Origin of the sequence: Salinarimonas sp. (assembly GCF_040111675.1) — a bacterium.
Classification (GTDB): Bacteria; Pseudomonadota; Alphaproteobacteria; order Rhizobiales; family Beijerinckiaceae; genus Salinarimonas.
Genome location: NZ_CP157794.1, coordinates 2,673,521 through 2,692,428 on the forward strand (window position 1 = coordinate 2,673,521; position 18,908 = coordinate 2,692,428).

The 18,908-nt window shown below is 70.8% G+C and carries 12 protein-coding genes; 7 read left to right on the top strand and 5 right to left on the bottom strand.

Annotation, left to right across the window (positions count from 1 at the left end; genetic code table 11):
- Positions 1-61 precede the first annotated feature (61 nt).
- Together ABL310_RS12400 and ABL310_RS12405 are read left to right on the top strand one after the other, a co-directional pair.
- Positions 62-1,345: a hypothetical protein gene (locus tag ABL310_RS12400; protein WP_349371980.1), complete on the top strand. Its 1,284-nt coding sequence runs from the start codon at positions 62-64 to the stop codon at positions 1,343-1,345.
- 78 nt (positions 1,346-1,423) lie between these two features.
- On the top strand, positions 1,424-2,242 hold the full coding sequence (locus tag ABL310_RS12405; RefSeq protein ID WP_349371981.1) for an SDR family oxidoreductase: 819 nt from the start codon (positions 1,424-1,426) through the stop codon (positions 2,240-2,242).
- A 10-nt stretch (positions 2,243-2,252) separates the two neighbouring features.
- Here ABL310_RS12405 and ABL310_RS12410 read toward each other — a convergent pair whose 3' ends face one another.
- A complete protein-coding gene (locus tag ABL310_RS12410; protein WP_374730408.1) occupies positions 2,253-3,275 on the bottom strand; it encodes an aldo/keto reductase in 1,023 nt (340 codons plus the stop codon).
- A 119-nt stretch (positions 3,276-3,394) separates the two neighbouring features.
- Between ABL310_RS12410 and ABL310_RS12415 the strand changes: the two genes are divergently transcribed.
- Entirely contained in the window at positions 3,395-4,219 is an 825-nt protein-coding gene (locus tag ABL310_RS12415; RefSeq protein ID WP_349367327.1) for a LysR family transcriptional regulator, read from the top strand.
- A 15-nt stretch (positions 4,220-4,234) separates the two neighbouring features.
- Here ABL310_RS12415 and ABL310_RS12420 read toward each other — a convergent pair whose 3' ends face one another.
- Positions 4,235-6,334 carry a heavy metal translocating P-type ATPase gene (locus ABL310_RS12420; protein ID WP_349367328.1) on the bottom strand — a complete coding sequence of 700 codons (2,100 nt, stop codon included), beginning with the start codon at positions 6,332-6,334 and terminating at the stop codon, positions 4,235-4,237.
- A 94-nt stretch (positions 6,335-6,428) separates the two neighbouring features.
- Here ABL310_RS12420 and ABL310_RS12425 point away from each other — a divergent pair, with 94 nt between their 5' ends.
- On the top strand, positions 6,429-6,869 hold the full coding sequence (locus ABL310_RS12425) for a helix-turn-helix domain-containing protein (RefSeq protein WP_349367329.1): 441 nt from the start codon (positions 6,429-6,431) through the stop codon (positions 6,867-6,869).
- A gap of 78 nt (positions 6,870-6,947) precedes the next feature.
- Here the strand turns inward: ABL310_RS12425 and ABL310_RS12430 are convergent, their stop codons facing one another.
- Positions 6,948-9,638: a ribonuclease E/G gene (locus tag ABL310_RS12430; protein WP_349367330.1), complete on the bottom strand. Its 2,691-nt coding sequence runs from the start codon at positions 9,636-9,638 to the stop codon at positions 6,948-6,950.
- Between the two features lie 666 nt (positions 9,639-10,304).
- Here ABL310_RS12430 and ABL310_RS12435 point away from each other — a divergent pair.
- From ABL310_RS12435 to ABL310_RS12445, 3 genes are all read left to right on the top strand, one after another.
- A complete protein-coding gene (locus ABL310_RS12435) occupies positions 10,305-11,549 on the top strand; it encodes an N-acetylmuramoyl-L-alanine amidase (RefSeq protein WP_349367331.1) in 1,245 nt (414 codons plus the stop codon).
- A 135-nt stretch (positions 11,550-11,684) separates the two neighbouring features.
- Positions 11,685-14,114 (top strand): penicillin-binding protein 1A, encoded by a 2,430-nt coding sequence (locus ABL310_RS12440; protein ID WP_349367332.1) that lies wholly within the window; start codon positions 11,685-11,687, stop codon positions 14,112-14,114.
- A 250-nt stretch (positions 14,115-14,364) separates the two neighbouring features.
- Positions 14,365-16,158: an ABC transporter ATP-binding protein gene (locus tag ABL310_RS12445; protein ID WP_349367333.1), complete on the top strand. Its 1,794-nt coding sequence runs from the start codon at positions 14,365-14,367 to the stop codon at positions 16,156-16,158.
- Between the two features lie 719 nt (positions 16,159-16,877).
- Here the strand turns inward: ABL310_RS12445 and ABL310_RS12450 are convergent.
- A complete protein-coding gene (locus ABL310_RS12450) occupies positions 16,878-18,086 on the bottom strand; it encodes an IS256 family transposase (RefSeq protein ID WP_349367334.1) in 1,209 nt (402 codons plus the stop codon).
- 342 nt (positions 18,087-18,428) lie between these two features.
- Positions 18,429-18,821 carry a hypothetical protein gene (locus ABL310_RS12455; protein WP_349367335.1) on the bottom strand — a complete coding sequence of 131 codons (393 nt, stop codon included), beginning with the start codon at positions 18,819-18,821 and terminating at the stop codon, positions 18,429-18,431.
- Positions 18,822-18,908: the final 87 nt, after the last annotated feature.

Genomic DNA, 18,908 nt, shown 5'->3' on the forward strand with positions numbered 1-18,908 from the left:
CCGTCGCCGCCCCCATAAATGCGCCTCATTCGCGTTGCCGAACAGGGGGGTGGCGCGCATCATGGCGGGGACGAAGGCGCGGGGCGAGCGGATGAGCCGACGCAGCGACACGACGAGCACGACAGCGGCGCGGGGCGGGGCCGGACGCGCGCCGGTTCTGATTCTCGCCGCGCTCGCCGCCGTCGGATGGGTCGCGGCCTTCTACGCCCTGTGGCTCGACGCCGGGAATCGTGCGGCCGCCTCCGCGCAGATCGCGCGGCTCCAGGCCGAGAACGCCATGCTGCGCCAGGCTCTGGCGCCGGTCGACGACCTCGCCGCTCCGCCCGCGCGGGCGCCCGAGGCCCATGTCTCCCTGGAGCCGGCCGAGACCGGCGGCGTGATTCGCCTGGCCGAGGCCGGCGAGGTCGCCGTCGCCCGCGCCGAGCGCGACGGCCTCGTCGCGGAGATCGCCCGGCTCGACCAGGATCGAGAGCTCGCCGCCCGGCGACTTGTCGAGATCGACGCCGAAGCCCAGGCGGCCGAGCAGCAGCGAATCGTCCGCGAGCAGGCGGCCCGCGCGCTCGAGAATCGCGTCCTCGCCCTGCGCGACGACATCGTGCGGCTCGAGCGTCAGGTGGCCGAGGCCGAACGCGAGCTCGTGGGGGCGCGCGAGGCCCGCGACGCCCTGGCGGCCGAGATCGCGACGGGGACCGCCGCCCGCGACCAGCTCGCGGCGGAAGTCGCCGCCCTCGACGAGGAGGCGCGCACGACCCGCGCCATGCTCGCCGATCTCGCCGCGCGCCGCGATGCGCTCGTCGCCGAGATCGCGACCCTCCAGGACGAGACCGAGATGGCCGAGACCGCGCTCGCTCAGGCACGCGGCGCCCGCGATGCGGCGCGCGAGGACGTCGGCGCGCTCGAGCAGCGCATCGGTGCGCTGGAGGGCGAGGTCGCCGCTCTCGAGGCGCGCGCCGCCCAGGCGCGCGCGACGGCGCGGGAGGCCGAGGCGCAGGCCGCGGCGGCGCAGGCGGACGATCCGGCGCAGGCGCAGGCCGCCGAAGCGCGCCTCGCCGCCTTGCGCGACGAGGCCGTGGCGGAGGAGGAGCGGCTCGCGGCCCTGCGCGAGGAGATCGCCGTCGTCCGCGGCCGCATGGACGATCGCGCCGGCGCCCTCGACGATGCGAACGACCGGCTCGCCGACATCGAGGCCGCCATCGCCTCCGCCGAGGCGCGGCTCGCCGAGCGCGAAGCGGCGCTACGCACACCGCAGGCCCCGGCCGCCACCTCGCGCCGGGCCGAGCAGCCCGCGGTCGAGACGCGCCCGGACGGTGCGCGAATCATCCGCGTCGTTCCGTCCTTCCAGTGAGCGCGCGGGCGCGCCGAACGCCCGCGCCCGCCGATCGTTTCCCTTCCGAAGCGCGAGCCTGAAGCGGAGGGAACGGTCATGCCCGTCTCGGAGAACTTCCTCGACCTCGGCGGCCAGACCGCCCTCGTCACCGGCGCCTCGTCCGGGATCGGCGCGGGGATCGCGCTCCTCCTCGGGCGCGCGGGCGCGAACGTCGTCGTCAACTATCGCAAGAGCAAGGAGGGGGCGGACGCCGTCGTGTCAGAGCTCTCGGAGCGCGGCTGCACGGCGACGGCGATCCAGGCCGACGTCTCGAAGGAGGAGGACGTCGTGCGCCTGTTCGAGGAGACGCGCGCGGCCTTCGGCACGATCCATGTCCTGATCGCGAATGCCGGCGTGCAGCAGGACGCGCCGGCCCACGAGATGAGCCTCGATCAGTGGCGCAAGGTGCTCGACGTGAACCTGACGGGCCAGTTCCTCTGCTGTCGCGAGGCGATCCGCGAGTTCAGGCGCCGCGGGATGGTCCCGGAGACCTGCCCGGCGCTCGGCAAGATCGTCTCGATCTCCTCCGTGCACCAGTTCATTCCCTGGGCGGGCCGGGTGAACTACGCGGCCTCGAAGGGCGGGATCATGCTGATGATGCAGTCGCTCGCGCAGGAATACGCCCACGAGAAGATCCGGGTGAACGGCATCGCGCCGGGCGCGATCAAGACCGCGATCAACAAGGAGAGCTGGGAGGACCCGAAGGCCGAGAAGGACCTCCTCGGCCTCATCCCCTACGGCCGCGTCGGCGAGCCCGACGACATCGCGAAGGCCGCGCTCTGGCTCGCCTCCGACGCCAGCGACTACGTCACCGGCGAGACCATCGTGGTCGACGGCGGCATGGCGCTCTACCCCGCCTTCCGCGAGGGCGGGTGAGCGCGGGCGCTCACGTCCCGAGGCGCCGCCAGACGTCGAGCTGCGACCAGGTCTCCAGGAACGCGTACGGATAGGCCGGCAGGCCGGGCGCCGAGACCTCCGCGAGAGCCGCGACCTCCTCGTCCGCGAGGACGAGGTCCGCCGCTCCGAGGTTGGCGTCGAGCTGCTGCGCATCGCGCGCTCCGACGAGGACGGAGGCGACGCCGGGCCGCGCCAAGAGCCAGGCGAGCGCGACCTGCGCCATCGGCCGGTCGTGGCGCTCGGCGATCGCCCGAAGGACGTCGAGGACGACGTGCGTGCGCTCCGTGTTGCGCAAATCGTAGGCCTCGACCCCGCGCGCCGGGTTCTCGCCCAGGCGTGTCGCTCCGCTCGGGCGAACGTCGGCGCGGTACTTGCCGGTGAGCCAGCCGCCGCCCAGCGGCGACCACGGCGTGAGCGCGATCCCGGCCTCCAGGCAGCAGGGCAGCACCTCGAGCTCGATGCCGCGCTCCAGCAGATTGTATTGCGGCTGCAGCGCGACGGGCGCGGGGAGCCCCCCGGCGCGCGCGGTCGAGACGATCCGCTCCAGCTGCCAGGCGGCGAGGTTCGACCAGCCGACATGGTGGATCCTGCCCGCACGCACGAGGTCCTGGAGCGTCGCGAGGGTCTCGGCGACGTCGGTGTGCCGGTCCCAGCCGTGGACGAAATAGAGGTCGATCGCCTCGACCTGCAGGCGACGCAGGCTCGCCTCGACGGCGCGCACGAGACCGCGGCGCGAGGCGCCGTGGCTGCCCGGCGGCGGCCGGAACCGGCCCTTGGTCGCCACGACGAGATCGCCGAGGCCGCCTCGCCGCCGGCCCCAGCGGCCGATGATCTCCTCGGACGCGCCGCCGCCGTAGACGTCGGCCGTGTCGACGAAGGTCCCGCCGCGGGCGACGAACAGGTCGAGCTGTCGGTGGGCCTCCTCCTCGGGCGTCTCGACGCCGAAGGTCATCGTGCCGAGGCCCAGCGTCGAGACGATCGGCCCTCCCCCTGCAAGGCTGCGCGTCGGCATGGGCGTCGCATGATCTCGCTCTTCCGTCATCCCGGCTCTCCTCGTCGCGGCTCTTGACCGGGACGAGGCTAGCGGGCTTCCTTCGTGCTCGAAACGAAACGGTTCGAACAGGTCTTTTCATGCATGAAACGAGCATCGGCTGGGAGAACCTCCGGCTCTTCCTCGCCGTCGCCCGCGCCGGCGGCCTGTCGCCGGCGGCGCGGGCGACCGGGAGCAGCCCCGCGACGCTCGGGCGGCGCATGAGCGCACTGGAACGGGCGCTCGGACGCGAGCTGTTCGTGCGGCGCGATCGCGGCTACGAGCCGACGCCCGAGGGCCGCGCGCTGATGGACGAGCTCGCCGAGATCGAGGCGCGCATCCTCCGGCTGACGGCCGCGCCCGCCGGGGGCGCGCGCCCGCTCGTCAAGCTGTCTGCCGGCACCTGGACGACGCTCTTCCTGCTGGAGCGGCTCGACGAGATCGTCGGCGCGCCGCCCGACATCCGGCTGCGCTTCATCGCGGCGGAGAGCGTGCTCGACATCCCGCACCGCGAAGCCCTCATCGGCCTGCGCAACCGACGCCCGACCGAGACCGGCCTCGCCGGGCGCCGGCTCGGGGCGGTGAATTTCGCGCCCTACGCCGCTCCGGGCGCGCCGGCGCGCTGGATCAAGGTCGTCGCCGACACGCCGTCCGCCCGCTGGCTCGACCGCGAGATCGGCGCCGACGCGTTCTGCGAGGTCAGCACGCCGCGCAACAGCCTCGACCTCGCGCTGGCGGCCGCGGGCGTCGCCCTGCTGCCGACCTTCGTCGGCGACCGGCAGGCGGGCCTGGAGAGGGTCGGCGAGACGATCCCGGAGCTCGCCCACGAGCAATGGCTCGTCACGCACCAGCACGACCGGCACCTGCCGGAGGTCCGGCGCACCATCGACCGGCTGTGCGCGATCTACGACCGGACGGCGCGCTGAGACGGTCGGGCGCCCTCACGCGCTGCGCCCCGCCCCGAGGAGCCGCATCGCATTGAGGGTCACCAGCACCGTCGCGCCGGTATCGGCCAGGATCGCCGGCCACAGGCCGGTGATCCCGAGCACGGTCGTCACCAGGAAGACGGCCTTCAGCCCCAGCGCGACCGCGATGTTCTGGCGGATGTTCGCCATCGTGTCGCGGGAGAGGCGCACCATGCGCGCGACGTCCGACACGCGGCCGTTCAGCGCCGCCGCGTCTCCCGTCTCGAGCGCGACGTCGGTCCCGCCGCCCATGGCGATGCCGACATGCGCGGCGGCGAGCGCCGGCGCGTCGTTGATGCCGTCTCCCACCTTGGCGACGATGCGGCCTTCCGCCTTGAGCTTGTCGACGAGGCGCATCTTGTCCTGCGGCAGGAGCTCGGCATGCGCCGCGATGCCGAGGCGCTCGGCGATGGCCGCCGCGGTGGTCGCGTTGTCGCCGGTGAGCATGACGGGGGCGATCCCGAGCCGCTCCAGCGCGCGCAAACCCTCGGCCGCGTCCTCCCGCGGCTCGTCGCGCACGGCGATCAGGCCCGCGGGGCGCTCGGCGACCATCAGGACGGAGACCGTCTTGCCCTCGCCTTGAAGCGCCGCGATCCGCGCCTCGACCTCCGCGCCGAACGGCGCGATCGCGGCGGCGGCGGGGGGCGCGCCGAGAAAGAGCGCGCGGCGCCGTGCGCGGCCCTTCACGCCCTTGCCGCCGAGCGCCATGACGCCGATGGCGGGCGTGACCGGCACGCCCTCGGCCTCGGCGCGGGCGATTACGGCCTTGGCGATCGGGTGGGAGGACGTCGCGTCGAGCGCGGCGGCGTCCTCCAGCACCTCGGCCTCGCCGCAGCCGAACCCGACCACGTCGGTGACGACGGGGCGGCTCTCGGTGAGCGTCCCGGTCTTGTCGAGGGCGACCGCGTCGACGCGCCCGAGGATCTCGAGCACCGCGCCGCCCTTGATCAGGAGCCCGCGCCGGGCGCCGGCGGCGAGGCCGGCGGCGATGGCGGCCGGCGTCGAGATCACGAGGGCGCAGGGGCAGCCGATGAGGAGGATGGCGAGGCCCTTGTAGACCCACTCGATCCACGGCTCGCCGGCGACGAGGGGCGGCAGGGTCGCGACCAGCAAGCCGAGCGCCAGCACCGCCGGCGTGTAGATCCGCGCGAAGCGGTCGATGAAGCGCTCGGTGGGGGCCTTCGCCTCCTGCGCCTCCTCGACCAGGCGCACGACGCGGGCGATCGTGTTGTCCTGCGCCTCCGCCGTCACGCGCACGCGCAGGGACGCGTCCGTGTTGATCGTGCCCGCGAAGACGCCGTCGCCCGGCGCCTTCGGCCGTGGCACGCTCTCGCCGGTGACGGGCGCCTCGTCGACGGCGCTCTCGCCGGAGAGGACCGCGCCGTCCGCCGGGATGCGATCGCCGGGGCGCACCACGATGACGTCGCCCGGGACGAGGGAGGCGGCTTCCACGACGGCGAGCCCGCCCTCGCGCTCGAGGAGCGCGGTCTTCGGCACGAGGGCGGTGAGGGCGCGGATGCCGGCGCGGGCGCGGCCGGCGGCGACGCCCTCCAAGAGCTCGCCGACGAGGAAGAGGAGCACGACGATCGCCGCCTCCTCGGTCTCGCCGATGATCACCGCGCCGATGGCGGCGATCGACATCAGGGTCTCGATCGTGAAGGGGGCGCCCGCCCGCGCGGCGGAGAGCGCGCGCCGGGCGATCGGGACGAGGCCGATCAGCATCGCGGCCGTGTAGGCGGCGGCCTCGTAGGCGGGCAGGACGTGGCCGAGGGCGAAGGCCGCCGCGAGGCCGAGCGCGCAGGCCAAGGCGAGCTGCGCCTTCGGCGCGCGCCACCAGGCGGGCTCCTCCGCGGAGGGCGCGCCGGCGGCGAGGGGCGCGATGCCGTAGCCGAGCCCGCGCACGGCGGCCTCGACGTCCGCTCGCGCGGCGTCGGGCGCGCTCAGCCGCAGCGTCTGCGCGGTGGCGTTCACCGCGACCTCGCCGACGCCCTCGATCCGCGTCACCGCCGTCTCGATCTTGCGGGCGCAGGAGGCGCAATCCATCCCGTCCACGCGATATCTCAGGGTCTCGCCCATGGTCTTCGTCGTCGCCTGCCGTCGTCGTCGTTGATCCGATGTCTCGGGCACGCTACGACCTCTAGCAGCTAGAGGTTCAAGAGGGAAAACGCGCATGCCGGCCGGAGAAACGACCCGGGACGATCTCGCCATCGGCGACCTCTCGCGCCGCACCGGCGTGAAGGTCCCGACCATCCGCTATTACGAGAGCATCGGGCTCCTGCCCGCGCCGGCTCGCACGGAGGGCGGACAGCGGCGCTACGGGGCGGACCACCTGCGCCGCCTCGCCTTCGTGCGCCACGCCCGCGATCTCGGCTTCGAGATCGAGGCGATTCGCGAGCTCCTGGCCATGGCGGCGGACCCGCAGCGCGGCTGCGGGGAGGCGCACGCCATCACCCGCGCGCACCTCTCCGCCGTGGAGGACCGCATCGCCCGGCTCGAGGCCCTGCGCGACGAGCTGCGCACGATGCTCGCCTGCGCCAACGGCACGATGGCGGAGTGCCGGATCATCGAGGTGCTGGCCGATCACGACGAGTGCCTGCACGAGCGGCACTGACCCGCGGAAGGGGAAAGGGCCCCGCCGGCGACGCCGACGGGGCCCTTTCTCATGGTCGACACGGCGAGCCGCTCGGGCTCACTCGCCTCCGCCGGAGAGAACCGACTTCGCCTTCGACCACCAGCCGGCGCGCTTGGGCCGGTTCGGGTCGGGCGGGGTGAGCACGACGGTGACGGGCTCCTGCGGAGCCTCCTCGGTCGTGGCTTCCTCGGTCGCGGTCTCCGCGGAGGCGGCCTCCTCGTGCGCAGGCTCCTCCACGGTGGCCGGCGTCTCGGCGACGGGACCGGATTCGGTCTCGGCAGCGGCTTCGGCCGGGGTCTCGGCGATCGCCTCGGCCGGCGTCGCCGCCACGGCCGCCTCGGCGGCGGCCTCCTCCTCCTCGCCCTTGCGCGGCTTGCGCTTGCGCGGGGCGCGCGGCTTCTTCGGCTTGGCTTCCTTGGCTGCCTTGCCTGCGGCGGCCTCCTCGGCCGGCGCCGCCTCGAGAGCGGCCTCGACCGGCGCGGCGGCCTCGCTCACGGCCTCGTCGGACGCGGCCGCGGCGGGCTGAGCCGGAGCCGCGACGTGCTCGGGCGTCTCGGCCGCGACGAGCGCGCCGTCCCCGGCCGCTTCCTCCGCGGCCTCCTCGGCGGCTTCCTCGGCGCCCTCCTCGCCCGGCATCACGTCGCGACGGTCGCGACGACCGCCACGGCGGCCGCGACGGCGGCGGCCTTCCGGACGCGCCTCGGCCTGGGCGGCCTCGCGGGGCGCCTCGGCGCCCTCGCCCTCCGCCTCGCCGTCGGCGGCCTCGACCTCCTCGCCTTCGTCCTCCTCGCGGCGCTCGCCGGCCTCGTAGCCCTCGCGGGCCTCGCCGTTGCCGCGACCGCGACGGCGACGACGACGGCGGCGGCGCTTGCCGTCGCCTGCGCCCTCGCGGGCCTCGTCACGCGATTCCTGGCGCTCGCCGCGCCCCTCGGTCTCCTCGGCGTCCTCCGCCTCCTCGACCTCCGGCTCGGCGATCTCGATGGTCTTGACCTCCTCGGCCTTGACCCCGGTCGCGCGGGCGGGCGAGCCGACGGCGGGCTCGCCCTTGTCGATGGCGTAGGCGTGCGCCGAATCCAGCGTCTCGTCGACGACGATCGTGATCGTCACGCCGAAGCGCTCCTCCAGCTCGCGCAGATGCACGCGCTTCTGGTTCAGGACGTAGAAGGCGACCGCGAAATGGGTGCGGACGTTGAGATTGTGAGTCGCGCCCTTGAGCAGAGTCTCCTCGATGCCGCGCACGAGCGAGAGCGCCACGGAGGGCGTCGCGCGCACGAAGCCGGAGCCGGCGCAGGTCGGGCAGATCACGGAGGACGATTCGAGGACGCCGGTGCGCATGCGCTGACGCGACATCTCCAGCAGGCCGAAGGAGGAGATCCGGCCGATCTGGATGCGCGCCCGGTCGGTCTTGAGCGCGTCCTTGAGGCGCTTCTCGACCGCGCGGTTGTTGCGCTTCTCGTCCATGTCGATGAAGTCGATGACGATCAGGCCGGCGAGGTCGCGCAGCCTGAGCTGGCGGGCCACCTCGTCGGCGGCCTCAAGGTTCGTCTTGAGCGCCGTGTCCTCGATGTTGTGCTCGCGCGTCGAGCGGCCCGAGTTCACGTCGATGGAGACGAGCGCCTCGGTCGGGTTGATCACCAGGTAGCCGCCGGACTTCAGCGACACCTGGTTCGAGAACATCGCGTCGAGCTGCGCCTCGACGCCGAAGGCCGCGAAGAGCGGGGTGGGGTCCTTGTAGGCCTTCACCGCCTTCGCATGGCTCGGCATGAGCATGCGCATGAAGTCCTTGGCCTCGCGATAGCCGTCGTCGCCCGAGACGATGACCTCGTCGATATCCTTGTTGTAGAGGTCGCGGATGGCGCGCTTGATGAGCGAGCCCTCCTCGTAGGTCAGCGCCGGGGCCGTGGAGGACAGCGTCTGCTCGCGCACGCTCTCCCAGGCGCGCATCAGGTACTCGAAGTCGCGCTTGATCTCGGCCTTGGTGCGCGAGGCGCCGGCCGTGCGCAGGATCACGCCCATGCCTTCCGGCACCTCGAGATCCTGGGCGATGGTCTTGAGGCGCTTGCGATCGTCGGCCGAGGTGATCTTTCGCGAGATGCCGCCGCCACGGGCGGTGTTGGGCATCAGCACCGAATAGCGGCCGGCGAGCGACAGATAGGTGGTGAGCGCCGCGCCCTTGGTGCCGCGCTCCTCCTTGACGACCTGGACGAGCAGGATCTGGCGGCGCTTGATCACCTCCTGGATCTTGTACTGCTTGCGCGGCGCGCGCGGGCGCTCGGGCATCTCCTCGAGTGCGTCGCCGCCGAGCTGCTCGACGTTGTCCTCGTCGTCGCCGTTCTCGTCGTTCTCGTCCGAGGCGTTCTCGGAGACGCTCTCGTCGCTCGCGCTTTCGCTGGCCTTGGCCTTCTTCGAGCGGGAGCGACGCTTGGAGCGCTTCTCCTCCTCGTTCTCGCGCTCGCGCTCGGCCTGCGCCTCGTCCTCGATCAGCGCCTGACGGTCGGCGACGGGGATCTGGTAGTAGTCCGGATGGATCTCGCTGAAGGCGAGGAAGCCGTGGCGGTTGCCGCCGTAATCGACGAAGGCCGCCTGCAGCGACGGCTCGACCCGGGTGACCTTCGCCAGATAGATGTTACCGCGCAGCTGCCTGCGATTGGCGGATTCGTAGTCGAACTCCTCGACCTTCGATCCGCGGACGACCACGACCCGGGTCTCTTCCGGGTGCGAGGCGTCGATCAGCATCTTGTTCGCCATGGAAAACTCTCGACATGGCGCAGGCCGCAGCGTCGTCTCCCCCGGATCGCATCGCTCCCCGCGCGCAGACGCGCGCCGGCGAACGGATCGGGTCGGTGAAGAGTGGCGTCGGGCCAAGCGCCGGTGGGCGCCCGGGGCGGGCGCACGTGGGGTTGACCGCGGATCCGGGCGTCGCGCGCGCCGAGCCGGCTCTTGCGGCCGCCGTGGGCGGCGCGGTCGCGGCGCTGCGCGCGGGGGACGTCACGTCGACGAGAAGACGAGCCTGTCTCGCGTCTGCGTCCATCACCCGGTGATCCTTTCGAATTCGATGGGCCGGACCAGCCGGTCATCGCGCTCATCGGCGCGGCGGACGCCGCGCCTTGCGACCTGCCCGGATCTCTCTTTCGTACCGCTCTGATCTCAGAGGGCCTCGGCGCGTCGTCGGAGGGCGAAAGGCCCGCTCCGCGCGACGCCGCCGGATTCGGCAAAGCCGGACGGGGTCACTTCCATTACTAAGCGCGAGGCCGCTTTGGCAAGACCGGAGGCCGCTGTTGCAGAAAAAACACGCGGACGCCCGGCGCAACCGCGCGGGCCAAGGATCCGTTAACCACCCGGCTCCTATCGGTTAGGAGAACGGGACGGGCACCGCCGCCGCGCGGGCGCCGCGTCTGTCACAAGGGGGTCGCGATGCGTCCTGCGCCGGTCCTCGCCGGTCCGACGATACGATGTCTCGCCGCGCTGGCGCTCGTCTGCGCCGCGCTCGTCGCGAGCGCCGGTGCGCGCGCCGCCGACGTCATCGCCATCGCCGCGCGGGTGGAGGCGAGCGCCGTCGAGACGCGGCTCGTCTTCACGCTCAGCGCTCCGGTCGAGGCCCGGGCCTTCTCCATCGACCGTCCCGACCGCATCGTCCTCGACCTGCCCGCCGTCAACTTCCAGATCCCCGCGGACGCGCGTGCGGCGGGCGGGCTCGTCGCGTCCATGCGCTACGGGCTCTTCGCCGCCGACCGCTCACGGGTCGTGATCGAGCTCGCCGGGCCGGCGCGCGTCGTGGCGCTGGCCACCGAGCCGCGCGACGACGGCGCGCATCTCCTCGCGCTCACCCTCGCCCCTGTCGAGGCCGTCGCCTTCGCGCAGGCCGTCTCGGCCGACGCCGCCGGCTTCCGCGCCGCCTCGCTGCGACCGGCGATCGAGCCCGCGCCCGCCGACGGCGACGACCGGCCGACGATCGTCATCGACCCCGGCCATGGCGGCATCGACCCCGGCGCGGTCGCCCGCGGCGGCGTCCACGAGGCGGACGTGGTGCTCGAGTTCGCCCGGCATCTGCGCCGGCGGCTGGAGGAGAGCGGGCGCTTCCGCGTGCTGATGACCCGCGAGGAGGACGTGTTCGTCGCGCTGACCGAGCGCGTCGCCTTCGCCCGGCGCGCGGGGGCGGATCTGTTCGTCTCCATCCACGCCGATTCGCTCTCCTCGGCGCCGCAGGTGAGCGGGCTGACCGTCTACACCAACGCGGACGAGGCCTCCGACCGCGCCTCCGCCACGCTCGCCGCGCGCGAGAACCAGGCCGATGCGCTCGCGGGCCTCGTCACGGAGGAGGCGCGAGGCGAGATCGCCGACATCCTGCGCGACCTCACCGAGCGCGAGACGCGGGGCTATTCGCACGTCTTCGCCACGACGCTGGTCGGCGGCATGGAGAGCGTGGCGCGGCTCAACAAGAACCCCCACCGGCAGGCGGCCTTCGTCGTGCTGCGCGCCTACGACGTGCCCTCCGTGCTCGTCGAGCTCGGCTACCTGTCGAGCCGCCGCGACATCGCGCTCCTCACCTCGGACGGCTGGCGCGAGCGGGCCACGGCGGCGATGGCGGACGCCATGGAGCGGTTCTTCGCGCCGCGCCTCGCCGACCGCGCCGAGTATCGCGCCGCAGTTTCACCATAGATCGCTGGTCTACGGGCGGCAGTCTCGACGCGCACCGGCCCGCGGGCGATTCCCGTGGGAGGCCGATTGCGCTAGTGTTCGGGGATTGGCTGGCGTCGCCTCGGGATCGAGCGTGGCGAGGACGGATCGGACCATATGCGCATCGTCTTGCGATTCTTCGGCTTCCTGTTCAGCGCGGGATTCGTCGCCTTCCTGATCGGGTCGGCGGTGATGGCGCTGGGCTACATGCATTTCTCGCGCGATCTGCCGGATCACGCCGCGCTGGCCGAGTACGAGCCGGCGGTGATGAGCCGCGTCCACGCCGCCGACGGCACCCTCGTCGCCGAATACGCCCGTGAGCGGCGGCTCTACCTGCCGATCGAGACGATCCCCAAGCAGCTGATCGCCGCCTTCCTCTCGGCCGAGGACAAGAACTTCTACAGCCATCTGGGCGTCGATCCGGAGGGCATCGCCCGCGCCGTGGTCACCAACCTGTCGACCGGGACGACCCAGGGCGCATCGACCATCACCCAGCAGGTGGCGAAGAACTTCCTGCTGACCAGCGAGCAGACCTACGAGCGCAAGATCCGCGAGGCGCTGATCGCGCTGCGCATGGAATCGGCCTTCACCAAGGACCAGATCCTCGAGCTCTACCTCAACGAGATCTTCCTCGGCACCATCGTGCCGGGGCGCAATCTCCACGGCGTCGCGGCGGCCGCGCTCGAGTATTTCGACAAGTCCGTCCACGAGCTGACGCTCGCCGAATCGGCCTATCTCGCCGCCCTGCCGAAGGCGCCCAACAACTATCACCCGTTCCGCCAGCGCGAGGCCGCGATCGGCCGCCGGAACTGGGTGCTCGACCGCATGCTCGACAACGGCTTCATCACCGCCGAAGAGGCCGAGGCCGCCAAGGCCGAGCCGCTCGAGATCACGCCGCGGCGGATCTCGCCGAACCTGCTCGGCGCCGGCTACTTCGTCGAGGAGGCGCGCCGTCAGATCGCATCGCGCTACGGCGACGAGACGCTCTACGAAGGCGGGCTGTCGATCCGCACGACGCTCGACCCCGAGATGCAGGCGATGGCGCGCAAGGCGCTGATCGACGGCCTCGTGCGCTACGACGAGGAGCGCGGCGGCTGGCGCGGCCCGGTGGAGACGCTCGACCTCGCCGCGGCGCAGGACTGGGGCGTGGCGCTGGCCGGCGTGCGTCCGCTCGCCGACGTGCAGCCCTGGGAGCTCGCCGTGGTGCTCGAGATCGGGGCCGAGGGCGCGCGCGTCGGCCTGCGCCCCGACGTCGCCATTTCCGGCGAGGTGGACGCGACGCGCCGCACCGGCACGATCCGCCCCGAGGGCCTGCGCTGGACGGGCGATTCGGTCGACGAGGCGCTCGATATCGGCGACGTCGTCTACGTGGAGGCGCGCGACGACGGCTCCTACCGCCTGCGGCAGGTGCCGGAGGTCTCTGGCGCCATCGTCGCCATGGACCCGCATACCGGCCGCGTGAAGGCCATGGTCGGCGGCTTCTCCTACGATCAGAGCGAGTTCAACCGCGCCACCCAGGCCCTGCGCCAGCCGGGCTCGTCCTTCAAGCCCTTCGTCTACGCGACCGCGCTCGACAACGGCTACACGCCCTCCTCCATCGTGCTCGACGAGCCGATCACGATCCAGGCCGGCGGCGAGGCCTGGTCGCCGACGAACTACGACGGCCGCCCGACGGGCCCGCGCACGCTGCGCTACGGCATCGAGCGCTCGAAGAACCTGATGACCGTGCGGCTCGCCCAGGACGTCGGCATGCCGCTCGTCGTCGAGTACGCCCGCCGCTTCGGCGTCGTCGACGACATGCTGCCCGTGCTGTCGATGTCGCTCGGCGCCGGCGAGACCACGGTTCTGCGCATGGTCACGGGCTATTCGATGTTCGTGAACGGCGGAAAGCGCATCCGCCCGACGCTCATCGACCGCATCCAGGACCGCACCGGGGAGACCATCTTCCGCCACGACACGCGCGACTGCCTCGGCTGCAACGCCGAGGACTGGCGCGGCCAGGACGAGCCGCAGCTTGTCGACGACCGCGAGCAGGTGCTCGACCCGCTGACCGCCTACCAGATCACCTCCATGATGGAGGGCGTGGTGGAGCGCGGCACGGCGACGAGCCTGCGCGAGGTCGGCAAGCCGCTCGCCGGCAAGACCGGCACCACCAACGAGGCCAAGGACGTCTGGTTCGTCGGCTTCGCGCCGGACCTGACGGTGGGCGTCTATATCGGCTTCGACCAGCCCAAGCCGCTCGGCCGCGGCGTCACCGGCGGCGGCTACGCGGCCCCGATCTTCGGCGACTTCATGAAGATGGCGCTCGCCGACGAGCCGGCCACGCCCTTCCGCGTGCCGCCCGGCATCAAGCTGATCCCGGTCAACGCCACGTCGGGCCTGCGCGCCGGCGCGGGCGAGGGCAGCGTCATCCTCGAGGCCTTCAAGCCCGGCACCGCGCCGCCCGACAACTACGCCATCATCGGCTACGGCGCGAACGAGGACGGCGAGCTCGTGCCCCAAGAGGCGCTGCAGTCGATCGGAGCCGGGACCGGCGGGCTCTACTGACCGCGGCGGTGTTGCCGTCGCGGCGCGGGTCGTGTAACAAAACAGGGTTGTTCCTGACGGACCGGGAGGGTCGCATGGATAAACGCGGCATCATCGTCCCGGCGCCCTTCGCGGCCGAGCGGCCGCGCGGCTGAGCGCCTTCGGGCCGCCGCGGGCGGCCCGCCCGCCACCGAAGACGCCCTCACGCGGCGCAGCGCCGAGCGCGTGCGCCCGTCCGTCGGGAGCCGGCCCTCGCGGCCGGAACGCATCCATGTCCCTTCGCCGTCACGAGCGCGCGGACCCGCTGCGCGACATCGTCCGCTTCGTCCTCTCCCATTGGCGTCGGCGGCCGCGGGCGACGCTCGTCATCGTCGTCGGCATCACGCTGTCGACCCTGGCCGAGATCGCCGTGCCGGTCTATGCCGGCCGCCTCGTCGACGCCGTCGCGCGCGGGCCGGAGGCCGAGGGCGCGCTCTCGGCGGCGCTGGTCGCGCTCTTGGCGATGGTGGCGCTCGGGATCGTCTCCGTCGCCCTGCGCCACAAGGCGTGGCGCGGCCTCGAGAAGCTGACCGTCTTCGTCATGAACGACGTGGCGCGAGAGAGCTTCGCGCGCATCCAGCGCTTCTCGTCCGACTGGCACGCGAGCACCTTCGCTGGCTCGACCGTGCGCAAGATCACCCGCGGCGTCTGGGCGATCGACACGTTCAGCGACACGGTGCTCGTCGCCCTGCTGCCGTCCTTCGTGGTGCTCGTCGGCACGATCGTGGTGATGGGCGCGCGCTGGCCGGTCATGGGCGCCGTCGTCCTCGCCGGAGCGATCGCCTACATCACGGCGGTCGCCCTCCTGTCGAGCCGCTACATCGCCCCCCGCGCGCGGCTCGCCAACGCGCAGGACACGAAGATGGGCGGCATCCTGGCCGACGCCATCGGCTGCAACGCCGTCGTGAAGGCCTTCGGCGCCGAGGAGCGTGAGGACGAGCGGCTCTCCCACGCGCTCGGCAAGTGGCGGCTGCGCACGCAGGGCGCCTGGCGGCGCTACACCGTCACCTGGACCGTCCAGCTTTCGGTGCTCGTCGCCATGCGCGCGGCGATCGTCGGCCTCGCCATCTGGCTGTGGGCGCGCGGCGCCGCGAGCGCGGGCGACATCGCCTACGTCCTCACCGCCTTCCTCGTCGTGAACGGATACCTGCGCGAAGTCGGCATGCATCTCAACAACTTGCGCCAGTCCGTGAACGAGATGGAGGAGCTCGTCGCGATCATGGACGAGCCGGTGACGGTCGCCGATCGCCCGGATGCGCGGCCGATCGCGATCACGCGCGGCGAGATCGCCTTCGAGGACGTGACCTTCCTCTACAAGGGCCACGACGCGCCGCTCTTCCGGGACTTCACCGTGCGCATCGCGCCGGGCGAGCGGGTCGGCCTCGTGGGGCGCTCGGGCTCGGGCAAGTCGAGCTTCGTCAAGCTGATCCAGCGCCTGCACGACGTCCAGGACGGGCGGGTGAGCATCGACGGGCAGGACGTCGCCGCGGCGACGCAGGCGTCGTTGCGCGCGCAGATCGCCATCGTCCCGCAGGAGCCGATCCTGTTTCACCGCACGCTCGCCGAGAACATCGCCTACGCGCGCCCCGACGCGCGGCCGGACGAGATCGAGGCCGCGGCCCGTCTCGCCAACGCGCACGACTTCATCGCGCGCCTGCCGAAGGGCTACGCCACCCATGTCGGCGAGCGTGGCGTCAAGCTGTCGGGCGGCGAGCGCCAGCGAGTGGCGCTGGCCCGCGCCTTCCTGGCGAACGCGCCGATCCTGATCCTCGACGAGGCGACGTCGAGCCTCGATTCGGAATCGGAGCGGCTGATCCAGGAGGCGATGGAGCGGCTGATGGTGGGGCGCACGGCGATCGTCATCGCCCACCGGCTCTCGACCGTGCGCCGCCTCGACCGCATCCTGGTCTTCGACCGCGGCCGAATTGTCGAGGAGGGCGCCCACGCGGCGCTGCTGGCGCAGCCGGACGGGCTCTATCGCCGGCTGTTCGAGGCGCAGGCGGAGGACTTCACGCACGCGGCGTAAAAGAAAAATCTATGCGACCAGCCTCAGATGGTATGAATCCGGTCAAGAACCGCACGATATTCGTTTCTAAGACGCCTGTAAGAGGATCGATCACTATAGATCCATTCGAACTGCCGGATGCTGTAGTGCGCTCCGAGTTGACGGGCACCGGACTGGAAACCGGTGATCCGAACTATTCCGACAAGTCCCTTTGAGAATGCCGATACGTACTTGGAGCTATGACGACCCCATACCGTGTAGGTGCTTTCTTCGTAGATACGACATCCGTCTGGGAAGCCTGGAGGTTTTGTGATTAAACCCAAGTCGAACAAACGGGCAAGTTTTTGACGTGTTTCGTCGAGATTGCCGGATCCCGTTTTGTCCTTGCACTCCAATCCAAGGACCGGCAGACCGCGCGGCGATCCACCTCCAGCATTCCGTAGCGCAACCGCCACTGTCTGCGGCACGGCTGACACATCAAACTCATGTCGGGCACCGCTTCTTCCCGTCCATTGTAGACTGCCATGCATTTCCAGGCTCAGCGCGGGATTAGTGCGATTTCGCAATAGCACGAAACCAGGCGCCGTAGCGTTGCTCGCTTGTATTTTGCTGGGCTGCGCTGGAAAGTTACGTCCAGTGTTTTCTGCAAAAGCGTGGCGGTTTGGCGCGCCGGTGGGGTTCGGGGGCGGGGCGAGCGCTGGCTCCTCAATAGCAGGGCGCTCGCCCCGCCCCAGCCGCCGTTAGGCGGCTTCTGCGCGGTCCAGCTGCCGCATCTGTTCCTTCTTGTGCTCGGCCAGGTGGCTCATGTTGAGGTAGCGCGTGCCCTCCAGCCAGTTTTCGTGGATCTCGACCGCCAGCGCGCGGACGAGGCGCAGGCAGGCCGCGTCGTCGGGGAAGATGCGCACCACCGTCGTGCGGCGCTTGATCTCCTGGTTGAAGCGCTCGAGCATGTTCGTGGACTTCAGATGCTTATGGTGCTGGCGCGGCAGCCGGTAGAAGGTCAGCGTCTCCTCGACGTTGTCCTCGACCCACTGCGTCAGCTTCGGGTACTTGTCCTGCCACTTGTTCAGCCAGCGGGCGAGATCCTGGCGGACCTCGGCGAGGTCGCGCCGGTCGTAGAACCAGCGCAGCTCCTGCAGGCAGTCGTCGTCGTGCTTGCGCGGCACGTGGTCGAGAGCGTTACGCAGGAAGTGCACGTAGCAGCGTTGCCAGGCCGCGTCGGTGAGCGTCTCCGTCACCGCGCGCTTGAGCCCCTCGTGATCGTCCGAGACCACGAACTCCACGCCCGACAGCCCCCGCGCCTTCAGCCCGAGCAGGAAGTCCCGCCAGCTCGAGCGGCTCTCCCGGTTGGCGAGCTCGACGCCCAGCACGTTGCGCCGCCCCTCCCCGTCGATCCCGATCGCGACCAGCACGGCCCGGCTCTGGATCCCGATCTCGCGGACCTTCTCGTAGCGCGCGTCCAGGATCAGGTAGGGATAGGCCTCCGTCAGCGGCCGGCGCGCGAACGCCTCCAGCTCCGCGTCCATACGCTTGTTGATCGCGCTGATCGCCGAGGCCGAGAAGGAGTGTCCGCACAGCTCCTCGGTGATCGCCTTGACCTTGCGCGTCGAGACCCCCTGCACGTACATCTGCGCCAGCGCGCCCACCAGCGCCTTCTCCGAGCGCTGGTAGCGCTCGAACAGCTGCGTCGAGAACAGCCCGTGCCGATCCTGCGGCACCCGCAGCTCCAGCGTCCCGACCCGCGTCACCAGCGAGCGCGTGTAGTAGCCCGCACGGTAGCCCCGGCGCCCCTCCGTCCGCTCGCTCTTCTCCGCGTTCAGCACCGCCGTCATCTCCGCCTCCAGCGTCGCCTCCACGATCGCTTGAACCATCCGCGGCAGATAATCCTCGTCCCGCGACAGCAGCGCCTGGACATCCAACGTGACGGACTTACCCTTCTCTCCGGTCATGGCATGCACCCTCCAGGGGTCGGTGACTTCAGACATCACCAGCGTGCCATGACCGCCGATCTTAGCATCGGATTTTTGCAGAAGACACAGTACGCGACCCGCTGGAAGGCGAAATGTCCCACCTGCGGGTAGAGGCGAACCATCCCCCCGACATAGGCTTGCGGACCACCCGGGGTACGCATTAACCGAATGGGCCAGCCTCATCAAAACCCATGCTTCGAGTACTTTACCCGAACCCGAGGGCAAAACCGCAGACGAGTGAGCAGCTCGGAAAAGCTTCAGGATCTGGCGGAGACTCTGTTCGACGGAAGGTTTAATAGGCATTGTGCAATCCTTGTCCACTTATGTACCGCGAGCCAATTCATTCAAAATAAATTTCAGCTTATAGGCTAACTCCACTTGTTTTTTATCAAAACGCGATGCCTTTCCTTCGACATCTACAAATGCTATCTCCGTCGTGGCATCACAAAGATTGCTCGCAACACGCTCTGCGGCGGCAAACTTCAGGACGGGTTCCACTAACAGAACACGCAGCATATGCAGCGCTTCGTGCAATTTTTCTCCGTCGGCAATCTTTTCTCGCCTAACCAATGTCGTGCCATCTTCCAGTTGAATCTTGATTTCACGTCCGGACTCAATTTCTTGCAGCACCTCACCGGCAATTGCGCCGTAGCCCTCTTCCCTAAGGATTGAAATGAGGCGTTGAAAATCATCGTCTGCGGCCATGAGCGTCATTCATTCTTCGGTGGAAATGATCGAGCGTGCTCGACGCTAGATATAGCAGGCTGATTCGCGGTGCGGAAGCACCACCATCCGATTGTT

Bases quoted from the DNA above. Each gene is read 5' to 3' on its own strand.
- ABL310_RS12435 (WP_349367331.1), top strand. From the start codon at position 10,305: ATGCGTCCTGCGCCGGTCCTCGCCGGTCCGACGATACGATGTCTCGCC.
- ABL310_RS12450 (WP_349367334.1), bottom strand. From the start codon at position 18,086: ATGACCGGAGAGAAGGGTAAGTCCGTCACGTTGGATGTCCAGGCGCTG.
- ABL310_RS12415 (WP_349367327.1), top strand. From the start codon at position 3,395: ATGCATGAAACGAGCATCGGCTGGGAGAACCTCCGGCTCTTCCTCGCC.
- ABL310_RS12425 (WP_349367329.1), top strand. From the start codon at position 6,429: ATGCCGGCCGGAGAAACGACCCGGGACGATCTCGCCATCGGCGACCTC.
- ABL310_RS12400 (WP_349371980.1), top strand. From the start codon at position 62: ATGGCGGGGACGAAGGCGCGGGGCGAGCGGATGAGCCGACGCAGCGAC.
- ABL310_RS12440 (WP_349367332.1), top strand. From the start codon at position 11,685: ATGCGCATCGTCTTGCGATTCTTCGGCTTCCTGTTCAGCGCGGGATTC.
- ABL310_RS12430 (WP_349367330.1), bottom strand. From the start codon at position 9,638: ATGGCGAACAAGATGCTGATCGACGCCTCGCACCCGGAAGAGACCCGG.
- ABL310_RS12405 (WP_349371981.1), top strand. From the start codon at position 1,424: ATGCCCGTCTCGGAGAACTTCCTCGACCTCGGCGGCCAGACCGCCCTC.
- ABL310_RS12445 (WP_349367333.1), top strand. From the start codon at position 14,365: ATGTCCCTTCGCCGTCACGAGCGCGCGGACCCGCTGCGCGACATCGTC.
- ABL310_RS12455 (WP_349367335.1), bottom strand. From the start codon at position 18,821: ATGACGCTCATGGCCGCAGACGATGATTTTCAACGCCTCATTTCAATC.
- ABL310_RS12420 (WP_349367328.1), bottom strand. From the start codon at position 6,334: ATGGGCGAGACCCTGAGATATCGCGTGGACGGGATGGATTGCGCCTCC.
- ABL310_RS12410 (WP_374730408.1), bottom strand. From the start codon at position 3,275: ATGCCGACGCGCAGCCTTGCAGGGGGAGGGCCGATCGTCTCGACGCTG.